This window comes from Prevotella sp. C0026C3 (genome assembly GCF_056590795.1).
Map to the genome: position 1 here is coordinate 89,654 of NZ_JBWPWW010000008.1, position 15,272 is coordinate 104,925.

Annotated in this window: 14 protein-coding genes and 1 pseudogene; all 15 read right to left on the reverse strand. The window is 35.9% G+C overall.

The features are described from left to right. Nucleotides 1–54: 54 nt before the first annotated feature. Entirely contained in the window at nucleotides 55–1,158 is a 1,104-nt protein-coding gene (locus tag AC1EK4_RS06980) for a nucleotidyltransferase family protein (protein WP_062432847.1), read from the reverse strand. Next, nucleotides 1,158–3,083, reverse strand: a complete 1,926-nt coding sequence (locus AC1EK4_RS06985) for a polysaccharide biosynthesis protein (RefSeq protein WP_480357577.1) — start codon at nucleotides 3,081–3,083, stop codon at nucleotides 1,158–1,160. Before AC1EK4_RS06985 ends, AC1EK4_RS06980 begins: the two co-directional genes overlap by 1 nt. 54 nt (nucleotides 3,084–3,137) lie before the next feature. Continuing rightward, nucleotides 3,138–4,490: a DegT/DnrJ/EryC1/StrS family aminotransferase gene (locus AC1EK4_RS06990; protein WP_480357578.1), complete on the reverse strand. Its 1,353-nt coding sequence runs from the start codon at nucleotides 4,488–4,490 to the stop codon at nucleotides 3,138–3,140. Nucleotides 4,491–4,506: 16 nt separating this feature from the next. Continuing rightward, nucleotides 4,507–4,860, reverse strand: a complete 354-nt coding sequence (locus AC1EK4_RS06995; RefSeq protein ID WP_480357601.1) for a hypothetical protein — start codon at nucleotides 4,858–4,860, stop codon at nucleotides 4,507–4,509. A gap of 39 nt (nucleotides 4,861–4,899) precedes the next feature. Continuing rightward, nucleotides 4,900–5,193 (reverse strand): annotated as a pseudogene (locus tag AC1EK4_RS07000) (DUF4372 domain-containing protein); the annotation flags it as partial. A gap of 89 nt (nucleotides 5,194–5,282) precedes the next feature. Then, nucleotides 5,283–6,293 carry an ATP-grasp domain-containing protein gene (locus tag AC1EK4_RS07005; RefSeq protein WP_480357580.1) on the reverse strand — a complete coding sequence of 337 codons (1,011 nt, stop codon included), beginning with the start codon at nucleotides 6,291–6,293 and terminating at the stop codon, nucleotides 5,283–5,285. 6 nt (nucleotides 6,294–6,299) lie between these two features. Further along, nucleotides 6,300–7,541, reverse strand: coding sequence for a type III PLP-dependent enzyme domain-containing protein (locus AC1EK4_RS07010; protein WP_480357582.1), 1,242 nt, complete (start codon nucleotides 7,539–7,541; stop codon nucleotides 6,300–6,302). Beyond that, nucleotides 7,528–8,136 carry a sugar transferase gene (locus tag AC1EK4_RS07015; protein WP_480357584.1) on the reverse strand — a complete coding sequence of 203 codons (609 nt, stop codon included), beginning with the start codon at nucleotides 8,134–8,136 and terminating at the stop codon, nucleotides 7,528–7,530. Before AC1EK4_RS07015 ends, AC1EK4_RS07010 begins: the two co-directional genes overlap by 14 nt. Before the next feature lie 9 nt (nucleotides 8,137–8,145). Further along, entirely contained in the window at nucleotides 8,146–9,345 is a 1,200-nt protein-coding gene (locus AC1EK4_RS07020) for a glycosyltransferase family 4 protein (RefSeq protein WP_480357586.1), read from the reverse strand. A gap of 66 nt (nucleotides 9,346–9,411) precedes the next feature. Then, nucleotides 9,412–10,494 (reverse strand): glycosyltransferase, encoded by a 1,083-nt coding sequence (locus AC1EK4_RS07025; protein ID WP_480357587.1) that lies wholly within the window; start codon nucleotides 10,492–10,494, stop codon nucleotides 9,412–9,414. A 101-nt stretch (nucleotides 10,495–10,595) separates the two neighbouring features. Further along, entirely contained in the window at nucleotides 10,596–11,504 is a 909-nt protein-coding gene (locus AC1EK4_RS07030) for a glycosyltransferase family 2 protein (RefSeq protein WP_480357590.1), read from the reverse strand. Between the two features lie 8 nt (nucleotides 11,505–11,512). Beyond that, a complete protein-coding gene (locus AC1EK4_RS07035) occupies nucleotides 11,513–12,655 on the reverse strand; it encodes an EpsG family protein (RefSeq protein WP_480357591.1) in 1,143 nt (380 codons plus the stop codon). A gap of 15 nt (nucleotides 12,656–12,670) precedes the next feature. Further along, complete coding sequence (locus tag AC1EK4_RS07040) at nucleotides 12,671–13,858, reverse strand: glycosyltransferase family protein (RefSeq protein WP_480357593.1); 1,188 nt, start codon at nucleotides 13,856–13,858, stop codon at nucleotides 12,671–12,673. Nucleotides 13,859–13,865: 7 nt separating this feature from the next. Further along, nucleotides 13,866–14,864: a glycosyltransferase family protein gene (locus tag AC1EK4_RS07045; RefSeq protein WP_480357594.1), complete on the reverse strand. Its 999-nt coding sequence runs from the start codon at nucleotides 14,862–14,864 to the stop codon at nucleotides 13,866–13,868. Nucleotides 14,865–14,866: 2 nt separating this feature from the next. Continuing rightward, entirely contained in the window at nucleotides 14,867–15,166 is a 300-nt protein-coding gene (locus AC1EK4_RS07050; RefSeq protein ID WP_480357596.1) for a serine O-acetyltransferase, read from the reverse strand. Nucleotides 15,167–15,272: the final 106 nt, after the last annotated feature.

Consider the following 15,272-nt stretch of genomic DNA (forward strand, 5'->3'; position numbering starts at 1 on the left):
AATTTGCATTTTGACACACCCTCTTTTTGGTATTATATGATTGACGAGAGAGGCTTATACACTCCTTCTCAGATAATACTTATATGCAGAATGCCAAAAACGGGCTATAGGACGCCCCCATAAAACCTCCGAAGGGAAATACCGACTGAATCTTAAATTTCGTTTTATCTCCAGTAGATATTGTTTGTAAAGGGGTAATCCAGCAAAATGATAGCGACTATCAAAATGTCCAAAGTTCCCAGCATATAATATTTCTACCAATAGAAGTTGCCCTATATTCTCATCAGGTTCCGTGTACAAATATTGCTTATCCAGTCCTAATACTTCGTGCATAAGCCACATGATTCCCTTTGAAAATTTCAACAGATGAAGTTTTTTTATTGTTTTAGCAATATTTTCCCTATCCTTTGGAGCAATACCATATCTTAATAAATAATAATAATCTATGATTTGTCGTAGTCCTATACCCTCAAAAAAGAAATGATGCATAATATGTGAGAGCTGAAATACACTATCCATATCGGAATTGAGAACATAAATACCTTGCCCAGACGTGTTAGGAAGTTCCACAAAATTTTCAAATTGTTTGCTTTTCTGTTGCTCAAAATAGCGCCTTAATTGGATTTCATGGTATAAATTTCCCATAAATGAGGGAAAATAATGAACCTCAATAGGAGTACGACCGAAGCTAGGCCAATCGATATGATGATATTCCGGTGAGGACATAATATCTTTTTGCTTCACATAGCGAACAATATCTTTGGCACTTTTCATATCCGTCCAAACGTCTATATCACCTGGCATACGATATAAAGGGGTCGGATATAATCGGGCATTAGCCTGTCCTTTTAGTATACATGATTGGATACCATCCTGTTTAAACACCTCTGTCAGTCGACAAGCATCTTGATTTACTTGTATATTTGCTCGTTTAATCTGATCTACGGCTGCAACCCATTTGAAAATGAGTTGCCGTGATGGACGACAAATACTATCCTTAGGTAATCTTTCCAATCCCTGATACAAGATGCCAAGAATGGAATGTCGATTAGCAAATTCGTACAATCCATTCCAATCTAACTTATCTAACGCTGGTAGAGAATACTCAGTATCTAGCGCAAAACGTAGAAAATGGAGATGTAATTTTGATTGATTCATTAGTTGTTGTCTAACTGCTCATACACAGAATTCTTTGACTTAAACTCCGGAACTAATTCCTTCATCTTCTTAACTATCTTCATATCATCAAAAGTCTGTGCTATATCTATCAGATTAAGAATCTCTTGATTGATATTGCCATATTCATATTGTCGAACTTTGGCAATACGAATCTTGGGATTAAATGAAGGTAAAGTATCTTCTTCTTTTGATAACACTTCCTCATATAGCTTTTCGCCTTCACGCAATCCTGTATATTTAATTTGAACATTTTGTGCTCCGGACAGCAATATCATACGCTTTGCCAAATCTGCAATCTTCACAGGCTCGCCCATATCAAAGACGAATATCTCTCCTCCATTGCCATGGGTACCAGCCTCTAACACCAGCTTGCAAGCCTCTGGTATCAACATAAAGAAACGGATAATATTGGGATCAGTTACCGTCAGTGGTCCACCTGCTTTGATTTGCTTTTCAAAAAGAGGTATCACAGAACCATTTGAGCCAAGCACATTTCCAAATCGAGTCGTCACAAACTGGGTCACTCTATCTTTCAAAGATTCTGTCGTCCCTTGCTTAATGGCCTTATCTAGCGACTGAATATAAATTTCGCAAATGCGCTTAGAACATCCCATTACATTTGTTGGATTGACTGCCTTATCCGTACTAAGCATTACAAACTTCTTCACACCATACTTGACAGCCAAATCCGCAATGACTTTCGTACCGCGAATATTATTCAAAACGCTCTCATAAGGATTATCCTCCATCATAGGTACATGTTTATAAGCTGCCGCATGAAACACATAATCAGGTCTGAACCTATTGAATATATATTCCATTCTGTGTTCATTGGTTATCGTTTCGACTACTACAGTCGCTTTAATCTTAGGATAATCGCGAGCCATCATCAACCGAATGTCATGCTGGGGAGTTTCTGCTTGGTCTATCAACATCAATTCAGAAGGATGATACACTGCAATCTGCTTCAATATTCCCTTACCGATACTACCGGCAGAACCCGTTATCAGAATTTTCTTTCCTGTTATCATTCTGCCTATTGCTTCCATATCTACCTGTATCTCATTACGCGGTAGCAGGTCTTCAATACTGATTTCCTTGAGTGCACTTGCAGTATTCTTTTCTGGTGTCCACTCCTCAGATTCAGCAACCATATATATATGGATATTAGCTTGTATCAATCTATCTTGCAAAGCTCCATCTCTACGAAACGCCTTATTCTGTAATGGAGAGACCAATACAACCTGAACATTCATAGATTTCAATACATCTATCAAGTCTTCATCGTTCTTATACACTCGCACTCCCAACAACCTACGTCCAGAGAAATAAGCATCAGGAGCTATAAACCCTTTTAGTTGGAATCTGGCTGGCTTTTCATTTCTAATATTTTTAGCCAGTCCGATACCACCCTTTTGTACACCGTATATGAATGTGCGCATACCAGTGTTAGAACTAAACAGCACTTCATATAATGTCTTTACAAGCATTCTAAATGCCATCATTCCTACCGTTGCAACAAGATACATCGCAACTATTTGGCGACCTTGCAACCTAATGAAATGCAAATGCCAATAATAAATAACATAATGCATAACCTCGGCTACAAACAAAGATAAGAACATGGCACATCCCACTCTCACTAAATCTGTTACAGTAGAGTATCTTATGACACCCGTATAAGTTCTAAAAAACTTAAAACCTATCAAGTTGAAAACCATATACATAAATATAGTCTTCGTCAATAAGATGATATTACCTAGCGTCACAGCGCCATTATAATAAAGCCAAAATACAAATAAGCCAGATAAATAACAAATAATACAGTCTATAATGAACACACACCAATAAGGTAATGCATCTTTCGAAAAATACCAACTAACTAGTTTATCAAGTAACTTCATATCTCGCACCATTTAATTAATCATATTTTCAGTAACCATGGAGAACATCCTTGCTTACAAACACGACTTGATTGTTTCAACAATCCATTCTACATCTTGATCAGAAACACAAGGACCAGAAGGCAGACATAGTCCACATTTAAACAATTGTTCAGACACTCCATTCACATAAGCAGGAGTATATCGGTATACAGGTTGCTTATGCATAGGCTTCCATAGTGGGCGACTCTCGATACCAACATTATCCAAACAAATGCGCATGGCTTCCACATTGGTATTAGGTTCACAATCTGTATGAGCATTATCTACAGAATGAATAACTCCCGCAATTCCACCTACAGCCCCCTTCACCGTTGACTTATATGCATTTTCTTGTCCTCTAACTTGAAGACTTGGAGCAAGTAGTATCGTACTAAGCCAAAAGTTAGAATCTATTTCTGAAGAAGGATTACCATGAAACGTTATACCGTCTATTCCATCAAAAGCTTTGGCATATAAATCAGCAATGTACCGATGATGGGCAACATGCTCATCAAGCACTGTCATCTGGCCTCGTCCAATACCCGCACATATATTACTCATCCGATAATTGTAGCCTATCTTTTCATGCTGATAATACGGATACCCCTCACGAGCCTGAGTTGCATAGAACATAATATTGTTGCGACTAGCCTCATCGGGACATATTAAAGCACCACCACCCGACGTGGTTATCATCTTATTACCATTAAAACTCAATACCCCATATTCGCCAAACGTTCCACACACCTGTCCATGATAACGCGAACCAAGACCTTCGGCTGCATCTTCTATAAGTGGAATATCATATTTTTGAGCCACAGCCATGATTTCATCTATTCGAGCCGGCATACCATAAAGATAAACAACGATAATAGCTTTTGGCTTACAACCAGTCTTCGCTATTCGGTCTTTGATTGCCTTATCTAGTAATACAGGATCCATATTCCACGTTTCTTCCTCTGAATCTACAAATACGGGCGTAGCTCCAAGATAAGTAACAGGATGTGAAGATGCACAGAAGGTAAAACTCTGGCAAATCACTTCGTCGCCAGCTTTCACACCCAAACCTATCAGCGCAAGATGTACAGCTGCCGTACCGGAAGCCAATGCCACGACCCGTTTATTTTCCAGTCCTGATAAGCTCTCCAACCACAAATTATCAGGATTACTCTCATGCGCTTCTACTGTTTGCGGATAGATTTCTCTAAGGTACGGCTCTTTCAATGCATCATTGCTTGTCGACACAACAAACCGCCTCAGATCTTCCTCAAATGCATTCACATTTGGCCCTAAAGGCACTACCCAATTTGTGTCAAACGCCTCTTGTATATATTTCATTTCATTGCCACTCATATGAGCTAGGCAGAGATAAATTCGCTTTTGCATAACAATGACATTTAATCTATAACAACGAAAAATTTCCTTCCAACAAGTCTGTTTTCTTTCGAATCACTACTGCATCATACATCATCATCAAGATATCTTCATCGTAGTTTCCAATAAGTGACTTATTTTCTTTACCGTCTATATTATTAAGAATCAGTTGTATAAAATCAACCCCTGCACCATAAGCATGAAGATAAGCTCCTCCAAAGCGAGGATTAATTTCTGAAAGATAATACTCTCCATCTTTCAGAAAAAAATCCATATCACAAGGTCCACTAAGCTCTAATGCGCTGCAAATCTGTTCCACAAATTCAAATGCAAGTAGCATTGCATAGTCTTGATAAATACGCCAGTCTTTCTTTTCGTTCATATCAGTAAGAGTAGACTTTGGTATGATTTTCAACCCCGCATGGTACAATTTGGAGTTGAATGCAGTAAGTTGAGCTTCTATGCTTCGAAGACTTGCACTGCTAGTAAATTGGGCATAACTCATGACAAGAAACTGATCACGGCAAGTGCAACGTCTTGCATGAAAATCCCCTCGATATCTGTCAACACATTTCCTGAGTTCGTAATCAGGGATGAGAGACACCAGTTGCGAGAATACAGTATTTCCTACATTCATATCCTGTGCTATCTTATATATGAGACAGTACAAAGATAAGAAATCAAATCGATAAATTTTAAAAATGGTGTATCTCATTGAATATTAAAAAAATAAATGACAGTCTTGAAATTTTAACCGGACAATAGTGCAAGCACAGTACAAATAATCATTTGCAAACCTTATTTCTACTTATGTATTTCTACTAAATAGTCGTTTTTAGCAAACATTCGATTATATACAGGTTGTAATATAGAGTTGTCTATTGCATTTCCTTTTAGCCACTCTATAATAGCCTTAGGTAAATTAACACCTGCTTCATAACTAAAAGGAAAACCACCACCAAAACGAGGATTAAGCTCAAGTACACAATATTCACCTTTTGAATTTTGCATAATATCAACATCAAGGTTTCCTATATGTTTTAATGCTTTTCCTATTTTAGTACCAATGGCTCTAACGTCGGATAAATTACAAGTAATAGCTTTGTCTGTTTCTCCTGCCCGCATGGCTAATTTCTGCTTTACACTAACAGAAACATGATTACCCTCAAGGTCATTTATAACATCTAATCCATATTCAGCTCCTATAAGTTTTTCTTGAATAATAATGTAATTCTCGCCAACGGAAGCTGTTGCAAGTATTGTTCGTTTTATTTTTTTCATTAAGAGATGATAATACATATCCAGCTCTTCCATATCGGTTATTGTTTCTAATCCAATAGAACTAGATCCCCAGCGCGGCTTCATAAACAAGGGGAAAGTTAAAGCACCTGAACTTAGTGCTTCTTTTGTTTCGTCTAAACTAACATAAGACTTTGGCGACTTTAACCCTTGTGCTTCTATCCATTGAGCTGTATTATATTTATCAAAAGCTATATTTATCACATTCAGGTTACTAACGATTAACCTTACATCTATTGCGTCAAACTTTGATTTGTTTGCTGCCAATATAGGAAGTTCTAAATCGTTTAACGGTATTAACGCATTAATTTTATGCTCTTTGCATATGCCTAACACTATATCAATATAATTGGGGACATAAACTGCAGGAACCTGTAATCTTATATCTGCAACTTGCAATGCTGGAGCAGATAATTGCATGTCCGTTGCTACTACTTTATCTCCTACGTTCATATTTTCCTTAAAATATTTAAGTAAATAAGTACGTCGGCCTGCACAAGTAAAAAGTATGTTCATTTTTATTTATTTTTGTAGGCTGTATATATTCAATATATCATTTATGTTTTGACGTCTTCTTATAAGAGAATATCTTCCTTCATTTTCAATCAATATAGGAGCAAGATAATTTATAAACGTAGGAGTTAGATTTACCGTGTATGCTCCTACTCCATCAAATTGTAAATAATCTCCTTCGGTAACACATGGCAACTCTACCCCTTTTAATAATACATCTTTTTCCATACATGTAGACCCCACAACATCGTATATTTTCGTATCTGAAACATCATTGCGTTTGTATAACGTATGTGGTAAATTATTCTGATGCATGGTTGGTTTAATGTCAAACACGGTTCCATCTACTATTATAAAATTAACATTACCAACCTTTTTATTTTGATATACCTTTGTGTAATAAGAAAAAACATTTGAAACAACAGAGGTTCCTGGTTCAATAACTATCCAAGGTTTTTGTGCTAAAAACCAATCACTTTTTTCTATTTCATCTATTACACAATTAGCGTAATCATCATATGTTGGTTTACCTTTTATATTCATTTCTTTTGGAGCTGCTCCAAAATAGCCTCCGCCTATATCAAAGTACACAAGGTCGTTTAACTGATACTTCTCACAAACATCTAACATGTGCTGAGTTATAATTTTATAATTCAAGACTGCACGATCAGAAGTAGAAGTATGCCCATGCAATGAAACGATTTTAATCCCCAATGTCCGTAATCGTTCAATATTCTTACCTAAGATGTCTTTAGGAAAACCAAATCGTCCAAAACGAATACCACTCTGAATTGTACTATTGCCATGTTCATCAGTTAGATTGATATTGATACGTAATCCCACTTTTACTTCTTCACGTGGATGTGTTTGCTTATAGTTACAAATCATATCCACTTCGTATTCACTATCTAAATTAATGAATGCTCCACGCTTTAATGCTTCTTCAAATATAGCTTTTCGTTTAATTGGACCATTAAAAATAATATTCTTAAATCCAAGTTTACATGCCATTTCATATTCCATTTCAGAAACCACTTCTGCAAAACATCCTTCTTGCAAAGCAATCTCACATAAAGCTGGTACATAATTGGTTTTGAACGAATACGCCAAAATCACTTTATCATACCTCTGCTTAAATGCATCTATAAAATTGTTTATATTTATTGAATATCGATTTTTATGTAGGATGTAAAAAGGTGTGCCATATTGATTGTCAAAACCTATAAGGGTCTCATAATTAATTTTTTCCATTGAAATCTTCTATTGTTGCATTATTTGCTTGATTAATATCTTCTCTACACAAAACTTTTTTTATTGTCAAAAACAATATCTTTAAATCTAAATAGATAGAGAGATGATCCACATACCAAACATCGTATTCGAACTTCTGCGACCATGAAATAGCGTTTCTACCATGACATTGTGCCCACCCCGTAATTCCCGGTCGAACCTCATGGCGACGAGCCTGCTTTTCGGAATAAAGAGGAAGGTACTGGGGCAAGAGGGGGCGAGGACCAATTAGTGCCATATCACCTTTTAATACATTAACCAATTGTGGAAGTTCATCTATCGAAGTAGAACGTACAAATTGACCGACCTTTGTCAATCGATCCTCATCGGGCAACAACTCCCCCCGCTCATCCCTATCATCCGTCATGGTCTTATACTTGATAACTTTAAAGATTTTCCCATTCTTCCCTGGCCTATCTTGTAAAAAGAATACACCACTCTTTCTATTCGCAAAATAAAGCCATATTGTAATAATCAATAAAATAGGACTTATACAAATCAGACTTATCAATGCTATACTAAAATCTATAAGTCGTTTAAAAAAGAACTTATACACAATCTTAACTTATTTAGATAAAACCCTTCTATATTCTTCACTTAACGCATGCCACACATCTTGTTGCTCATATCGTTTACAGATGAGTGGTCGGGAATAAATCCCCATTTGCTTTATCTTTTCAATATGTTCCATAAAATATTTCATACTCATATACAAAGCCTCCACATCCTTACTTGGTATGATGATGCCATTGATGTTATCCTCTATAATTTCATTACAACCATTAATATCTGTCACTATGGAAGGAAGCTCCATAGCCCCAGCCTGTAATACAACATTAGGGAATCCTTCCCGATAACTTGGGAATACCAAGGCATCAGCCGCAAACAAATAAGGTCTGACATCATTTTGATACCCTACAAACTTAACACTTTGATCATGAGTAAAGAATTCCATATCTTCCGGTAGCAAAGGGTCTAATTCCTCTTCAAAGTTACCCACAAGAATTAATTTGCAATGTATATTCTCCAGTGAAAATTTCTTCATTGCACTTGCCAACTCATGCATCCCTTTCCCCCTTACAATACGCCCAATAAAGATAAAACCGAAATCATCATCTGCTAATCCAAGCGATTGGCGAACACGCATTCTAACCACATCAGTAGGAATATCTTCCTTGAATTCCACACTTTGCTTTAAATGTTTAACAGTTACCTCACGCGAGAAATATTCCGTATCAATACCGTTAATACTTCCATGATATATCACGCTCAATGATTTCTTCGTAATTTTATCACTCTGTAAAGTATGTAGAACTCCTTGCCCTTCAGGAATCACTTTAGTAGCAGCCCAACAAGTAATACGCTCCATACCTATAAGTATGTCTCTAAACAATCCTTTAGTCCCTTGATAGCGCAGTCCCGTAACCGTATAAATACGATGAGGCACACGAGCACATCTTGCAGCTAGCATTGAGAGTAAACTTCCTTTGGGTGTATTGGCATGAACGATATCCGGCCTCTCTCTCTTAAACAGACGATATAACACCCACAAGCACTTCACATCATCCTTTAAAGAAATCTCACGATGCATCGACACCTCTATCACCCGAATACCCTCACGTTCACCTATCATCTGTAACATACCGGTATTATTCGAGACCCCTACCACCTCAAACTCATTACTCAGAAACTTCAATTGTCCCTTAATCAGAGATTCAAGGCTGATATCAGATGTTGTTACACGGATTAGTTTTCTTTTCTCCATTTTAATTCCAACTTTTGCAACGAGAACCACTACAAGACTCCATACTTGGTCGTGATAATATCCGTGTCAATTCAATGTAAACACATCACGATACACTCTAATATATCTTTCCACGGTCTTACTTATATCAAACTGGCAAGCACGCTGATAACATGCTTTTGCCACCATATTATAATATATAGGGTCGTCATGTAATTGGCGGATTATATCAGCTAAGGCTTGAGCATCACCATGCGGAAAAAGGATTCCATAACCCTTTGTAACCTCTCGCAATCCATCAACATCAGAAGCAACAAATGGTTTACCTACAGCCATCCCTTCAATACTAGACAACGAAAGTCCTTCATAGTGAGATGACATACATACAATATCAGCAGTATGTAAAATATTTGCTACATCAGCTCTATTTCCCCAAAACTTTACCTGCTCACCTAGCTCTAGCTTTTTTACGAGATTCTCTACCGATATCCTTTCATCACCGTCTCCTACAAGCCATAGCTCATACTTATCCGACGGCAACATGCTTATAGCATGTATCAAAGTCGTTTGATCTTTCTGTAGCCGAAAGCCGGCCACCATAACCACGATAAATATTCCTTGTTTATCATACTCTAAAGATTTAGCATTATAGAAATCAACCGCTTCTATGCCATTATATATAGTGATGATTTGGGTATATAAAACCGACTGTCGTAGATATTTCCTCAAATTTTCTTCTGCTTGATCCGAGATACATATAATCTGCGAGTATCTTCGATACATCCATTTGTCAATATGAGCCAACAACCAATTCCTTCGCTTTCTATTATCCGTATTATGCTCTGTTGTTACAAGCTTCTTTCCCACCCCTATATTGGCTACTGCCACAAATAGTTGTGGAGCTGAATTGTGCGTATGAATAATATCATAGTTACGCATAATACGCCGTAATCGAGGAATATACCTTAAGTCATAAAAATTAGCCCCATCAGAAAGACTATAAATTTTACATCCCGTGCTCTCCAACTCTTCATAAAACGAAGTTCGTTCACCATCAAACAGGCACACATCTGTTTCAATACCTTGTGCTCTCAGTCTCTCTACTAGCTGTACCAGCAAATGTTCCGCCCCACCAATAAGAAGGGATGTAATAACTTGAAGTATTCGCATATTACCCTTTATACAAAGATACTAAAATCTGCAGATGATTGCAAGTAAAAACAAGCATATTTCTCACATGCCATAACTAGTCTATATTTACATGGAACGTATTAAAGAGCACCTCTACCCACTCTTAATTTATCACTTATATGAATTAATATTCCAACCCATTTCAATATTCTATACTGCGAAGGTAAAGTATGTATACGAGGAGTTTTATTATTTAGACATGCTTCAAAACGATAATAATTAATTGCCGCCTTTATTTTTTCCACAAAAGGAATAGTATTCAATAATAATTCTGCATAATAGGTAGTAGCAGCTATCGGACTTGCCATCCTGATCTTTATAATATTATCTGTCAAACCTCCATCTAAATAATCTCGATAATAAACAACCTTATCAAATAGCCTCAATCTGTATCTCTGTGCAATACGATTCCAAACCAAATCCTCAGGAACGAACTTCTCTCTCTGTATTTCGGGAAAGAAGAACTCCCTTAAAACTTCCGTTCTGAACACTTCACACATATCTCCCATAATACCATACCGATAACGAAACTCAATAGAATTTGCATCTAAATACATAGACTTATTCTCATCAAAATACCCTAAAGTTATAGGTTTTCCATTACGGTGAGACATCTTACCAACAACACCTCCATAAGATTTATCTCCTCGTATTGTTAGATATGCATTCCATGTATTTCCCAAACTCTCTTCTGGCAGTTCATCATCACTATCAAGAATTAAAAACAACTCTCCCCTAGCCTCTCTAACTCCTACATTAATGGCAGTATGCTTTCCCCCATTATTCTTATATAAATAAATAATAGGAAAATGGTATGATAATTTCAGATTTTGCTCAATAATACCATGTACTACCTTTTTTGTTTCATCTGTAGAACCATCATCTACTATTAGCCATTCTAAATCTTTACAACGCTGATGGCAAAGATTATAATAAATACTAATAAGAAAAGAAGCTCTATTATAAGTTGGAGTAAAAACTGTAATCATTGGCATAACTACCTATAAAATTTGTCAATAGCATAGTTGTCATCATATTCATAAAATACATAGATGGGATCGTTCTTTCTAAAACCATCTGTAAAAAACGTTTTATAAGGATATAGCATAAATGACCAGCCGACAATAATTCTCACATATAAGATACAAGAAATAAATAATAGAATAAAGTCTATTTTGCTTTTCTTTCCATATTTTGACGTAGCCAAATTAGTCAGTGTAATAATCAGTCCTCCCATATAATACCAAGTAAGCCGACCTCCATTTTCTGAACGTATAAAGAATAACAAAATGGCACAAAATACAAATGACATATTATACATCAAAATCTCTATTTTGTTTTGGCCAATCCGTTTATACCCCTTTAATAATAGCCATAAAAATAAAATAGCTTCTATTAAATAAGCACCACGTGCGTCAGTTTTTTGGATATATGTATCAAAATTGGCTCTCTCTGAGATAATGTCATAAGAAGAATATAGTGCTATAGATAGTCCTGACCATCCTATCAACAAGCAAAAAAACATAACGGCCAATATTTGTCTTTGGGTAAATTTCTTTATTGGTAGAAAATAGATCGGGAAAAAAATAAAGGCTGAATTATGAAAAGAATAGGCTATCAACATAATAATAGCAAAAGGTAAGAACCTTCTCTCATATATATATTTAATAGAGCAAAAAGCCACAGTCGCTCCTATTACCTGCCTTATATAAGTAAACGAAAAGAAAAACCATAGTCCCATAAAAACAAGCAACCCATAGCTCTTGTTATCTATATAAAGACTAAATGTGTGATATAATAAGATATAAATAAGACAAGTTACAAGGAATATAAATATATACCGATTTGATGTAAAATATGAAATTAACCAATTTAAAAAAACATAACCAAATTCATTGCTATAACCCTTCCAAAGCTGAGTATGAAATAGATCCAAACCTGCTATACGATCATCAGCCAATGAGTCAAAGTAATCTGCATATATATATCGATCATACCCTCCCAACATATCTGAGCATCCTACAAACAAAGCAAGTAATAACATAAAAAAAGCAAAAAAAGATCTTGCTTCTATATTTCTACGCCGATGGATGGAATAATATATAAGAGGAATGCAAAATAATAAGATGTAAACCCACATAAAGCTTCGTATCGCTTAACTAAATAATTTAAAGAATTTCTGAGAAACTTGTTCACGATTGTGATTCATAAGGATAGCTTCTCGTCCAGCAACAGCCACAGACTCATATTGTTTTCTATTATTCTCAATATCGTGTAATTTTTCTATTAGACGTTTAGGGGTATCATAGACAATGCATGAGACACCATCTTCTACCGCAATATTTTCCATTGCATACGGAGTACCGATAGTAAGTAGACCATTGGCCAAAGCGTCTAGTACTTTCCCTTTTGTACCTGTCCCAATTGTTATTGGAGATAACTGTATATCATATTTAGAAATTTCCTGAATATAGTCTGGAACAAAATCTATATGTTGAACACTAAAATTTGTTTGCCGGAGTAACGCAACTTGTTGCTCCCACCCTGTTCCCAAAAATGTAATCTCATAACATTCCTGCAAAGTAGCATCATTGCACAAGGCTTTAATTGCAGCTTCTGCTTCTACCTGCATATAAAAATCATTCCGCCCAGCTATCAATAATTTAATTTTAGGATTAGAAAAATGTATTTCCTTTTGAGAATTTCCAATATTATAATGTGGATGACGCAAAAAGACAGCCTTTGCCTGTCTATTTATTCTTCGAAATTCTTTTACGTCCATTTCACCAACTAAACAATTAGTAATGAGTTCATCACCATCAAACGAAGCTTCCATCTCCCTAAAACGATGCCTCATTAATCTGTTTTTAAGTCGATCCAGCCATTTATCACATCCTTGAGGTAAACACAATAGTCTACTGTAGAACAAAGATTCACAATCAGGGAAAAGGTGTACTCTCTTATATTGTGGAAACTGACGCAATATTTTATCCCACTCTTCACTGTAAACCCAAATACCATCCGGGCTCTCATCATCAATCTTTTTTACATAATATTTCGCAAGAGTCATATAATACATCAAAGGAAAGTGAACAAAGAAGCGAAGAAGTCTAAATTTTAATAATAGAGTATAGAACAAAGGCTTTTTCATCACAACAATTTTTGCTTGCAACTCTGCTTCTATCTTGTTAATTTTATCACTATCTACATCATTTCCGTTAAATGTATATATACTCAAGCCTACGCCATGAGGTCTGTATTTAGCTAAATGATATGGTAGTGCAGATGCTCCACAACAATTGCTTTCTGTAGGAATAACATAGCTTATTAATACAATGTTCATAGTCTTTCTACTCTTTTATAGAAGCATACAATTTTTCGCAAAAAGCCCTATACGAATGAGTTTCGGCATAGGCTCTTGCATTCCTACCATATTCAAAAACAACTTCTGGATGAGAAGTTAGATACATTACCTTACTCTTCAAATCATTTTCGTCACCAGCTTTATAATAAAGTCCCATTCGATACTTTTCTATATCTACACTGATATTAGTGTTATCTGACATCAATATACAATGCCCCATTGCTATGGCATCATCAAAAGATGTCAGTCCACAAAGCCTTTCCTTTGGCAGTGAAGGAACTACAGGAATAATTGAGACATCAGATGTACTCATTAAATCTAACATATCATGATAACTAACTATATTTCCCCACTTGTGATCATTATGTTGGCAAACAATTCCATTTTTCTTCACAAAATTACTATTTATCATGATTAATGGAACTTTCATCTTTTTACAAACTTTCTCTACTAATGTATCATCACGGTTTGTTTTTCCTCCGGTAAAGAAAGTAACTTTCGAAGGAAGATGTTTTTCTTTATATTCTCTATAAAATGAGATATCCGGTCCCCATTCTAAATACATTAACTTATCTGACCCAGCATTATATCGCTTCATAATACCATGACTTATGAAGAATATCCTCTCAAAATTACCTTTTAATTGCCATGATTTAACTTCATGATGACATAATTCAAATAACCGTGGGTGCTTAATCGGAAACAACTTAAAAAATAATCCCACAAAATCAATTACAGGCGTATAAAAAGATACAACCACATCATATTTCATGATGATAGGTACTAATTTGATATTAAACCACAACCTCTGAAGCAGAATCATCCATCTATTTGAAGCCGATTGCTTGTAAACAAGCATATCAACTTCTTCACCCTGTGAAATAAGATAATCCACTCCCCAGCAATGATTGGCAGGGGTTATATCATGTTTCGCTTTTTCAACATAAATATCTATCTCGTAATTATTGATGGCTAATATCTTCATATTTAAATTTGTCTATTAATTATTCTAGATTTAGGACCAACAACAGTACAATTATCAGGAACATCTTCAACGACAACGGCGCCGGCACCTATCTTCACATTATCCCCAACACTTACACCGCCTATAATAATAGCACCTGCCCCTATAAAAACATTATTTCCGATTGTAGGTACCCCACCTTTGGCGAAGCCAATTGTTACAGACTGCATGATATGGCTATTCTTACCAATTATTGCCATCCCATTAATTACAGTTCCATAACCATGGTCTATATATAAGCCACCTTGTATATGATCACTCATATTTCCCAACATGCAGGGTATTGGATGAAGTAACTATTCAGCGATAGGGCATGACAAGCCGTCAAGCCCCGAATAAGGCTTGAATAGCATTGAACGGTGTTTGGTT

Coding starts and splice junctions, on each gene's coding strand:
- AC1EK4_RS06980 (WP_062432847.1), bottom strand. CDS start 1,158: ATGAATCAATCAAAATTACATCTCCATTTTCTACGTTTTGCGCTAGAT.
- AC1EK4_RS06985 (WP_480357577.1), bottom strand. CDS start 3,083: ATGAAGTTACTTGATAAACTAGTTAGTTGGTATTTTTCGAAAGATGCA.
- AC1EK4_RS06990 (WP_480357578.1), bottom strand. CDS start 4,490: ATGCAAAAGCGAATTTATCTCTGCCTAGCTCATATGAGTGGCAATGAA.
- AC1EK4_RS06995 (WP_480357601.1), bottom strand. CDS start 4,860: ATGAACGAAAAGAAAGACTGGCGTATTTATCAAGACTATGCAATGCTA.
- AC1EK4_RS07005 (WP_480357580.1), bottom strand. CDS start 6,293: ATGAACATACTTTTTACTTGTGCAGGCCGACGTACTTATTTACTTAAA.
- AC1EK4_RS07010 (WP_480357582.1), bottom strand. CDS start 7,541: ATGGAAAAAATTAATTATGAGACCCTTATAGGTTTTGACAATCAATAT.
- AC1EK4_RS07020 (WP_480357586.1), bottom strand. CDS start 9,345: ATGGAGAAAAGAAAACTAATCCGTGTAACAACATCTGATATCAGCCTT.
- AC1EK4_RS07025 (WP_480357587.1), bottom strand. CDS start 10,494: ATGCGAATACTTCAAGTTATTACATCCCTTCTTATTGGTGGGGCGGAA.
- AC1EK4_RS07030 (WP_480357590.1), bottom strand. CDS start 11,504: ATGATTACAGTTTTTACTCCAACTTATAATAGAGCTTCTTTTCTTATT.
- AC1EK4_RS07035 (WP_480357591.1), bottom strand. CDS start 12,655: ATGTGGGTTTACATCTTATTATTTTGCATTCCTCTTATATATTATTCC.
- AC1EK4_RS07040 (WP_480357593.1), bottom strand. CDS start 13,858: ATGAACATTGTATTAATAAGCTATGTTATTCCTACAGAAAGCAATTGT.
- AC1EK4_RS07045 (WP_480357594.1), bottom strand. CDS start 14,864: ATGAAGATATTAGCCATCAATAATTACGAGATAGATATTTATGTTGAA.
- AC1EK4_RS07050 (WP_480357596.1), bottom strand. CDS start 15,166: ATGAGTGATCATATACAAGGTGGCTTATATATAGACCATGGTTATGGA.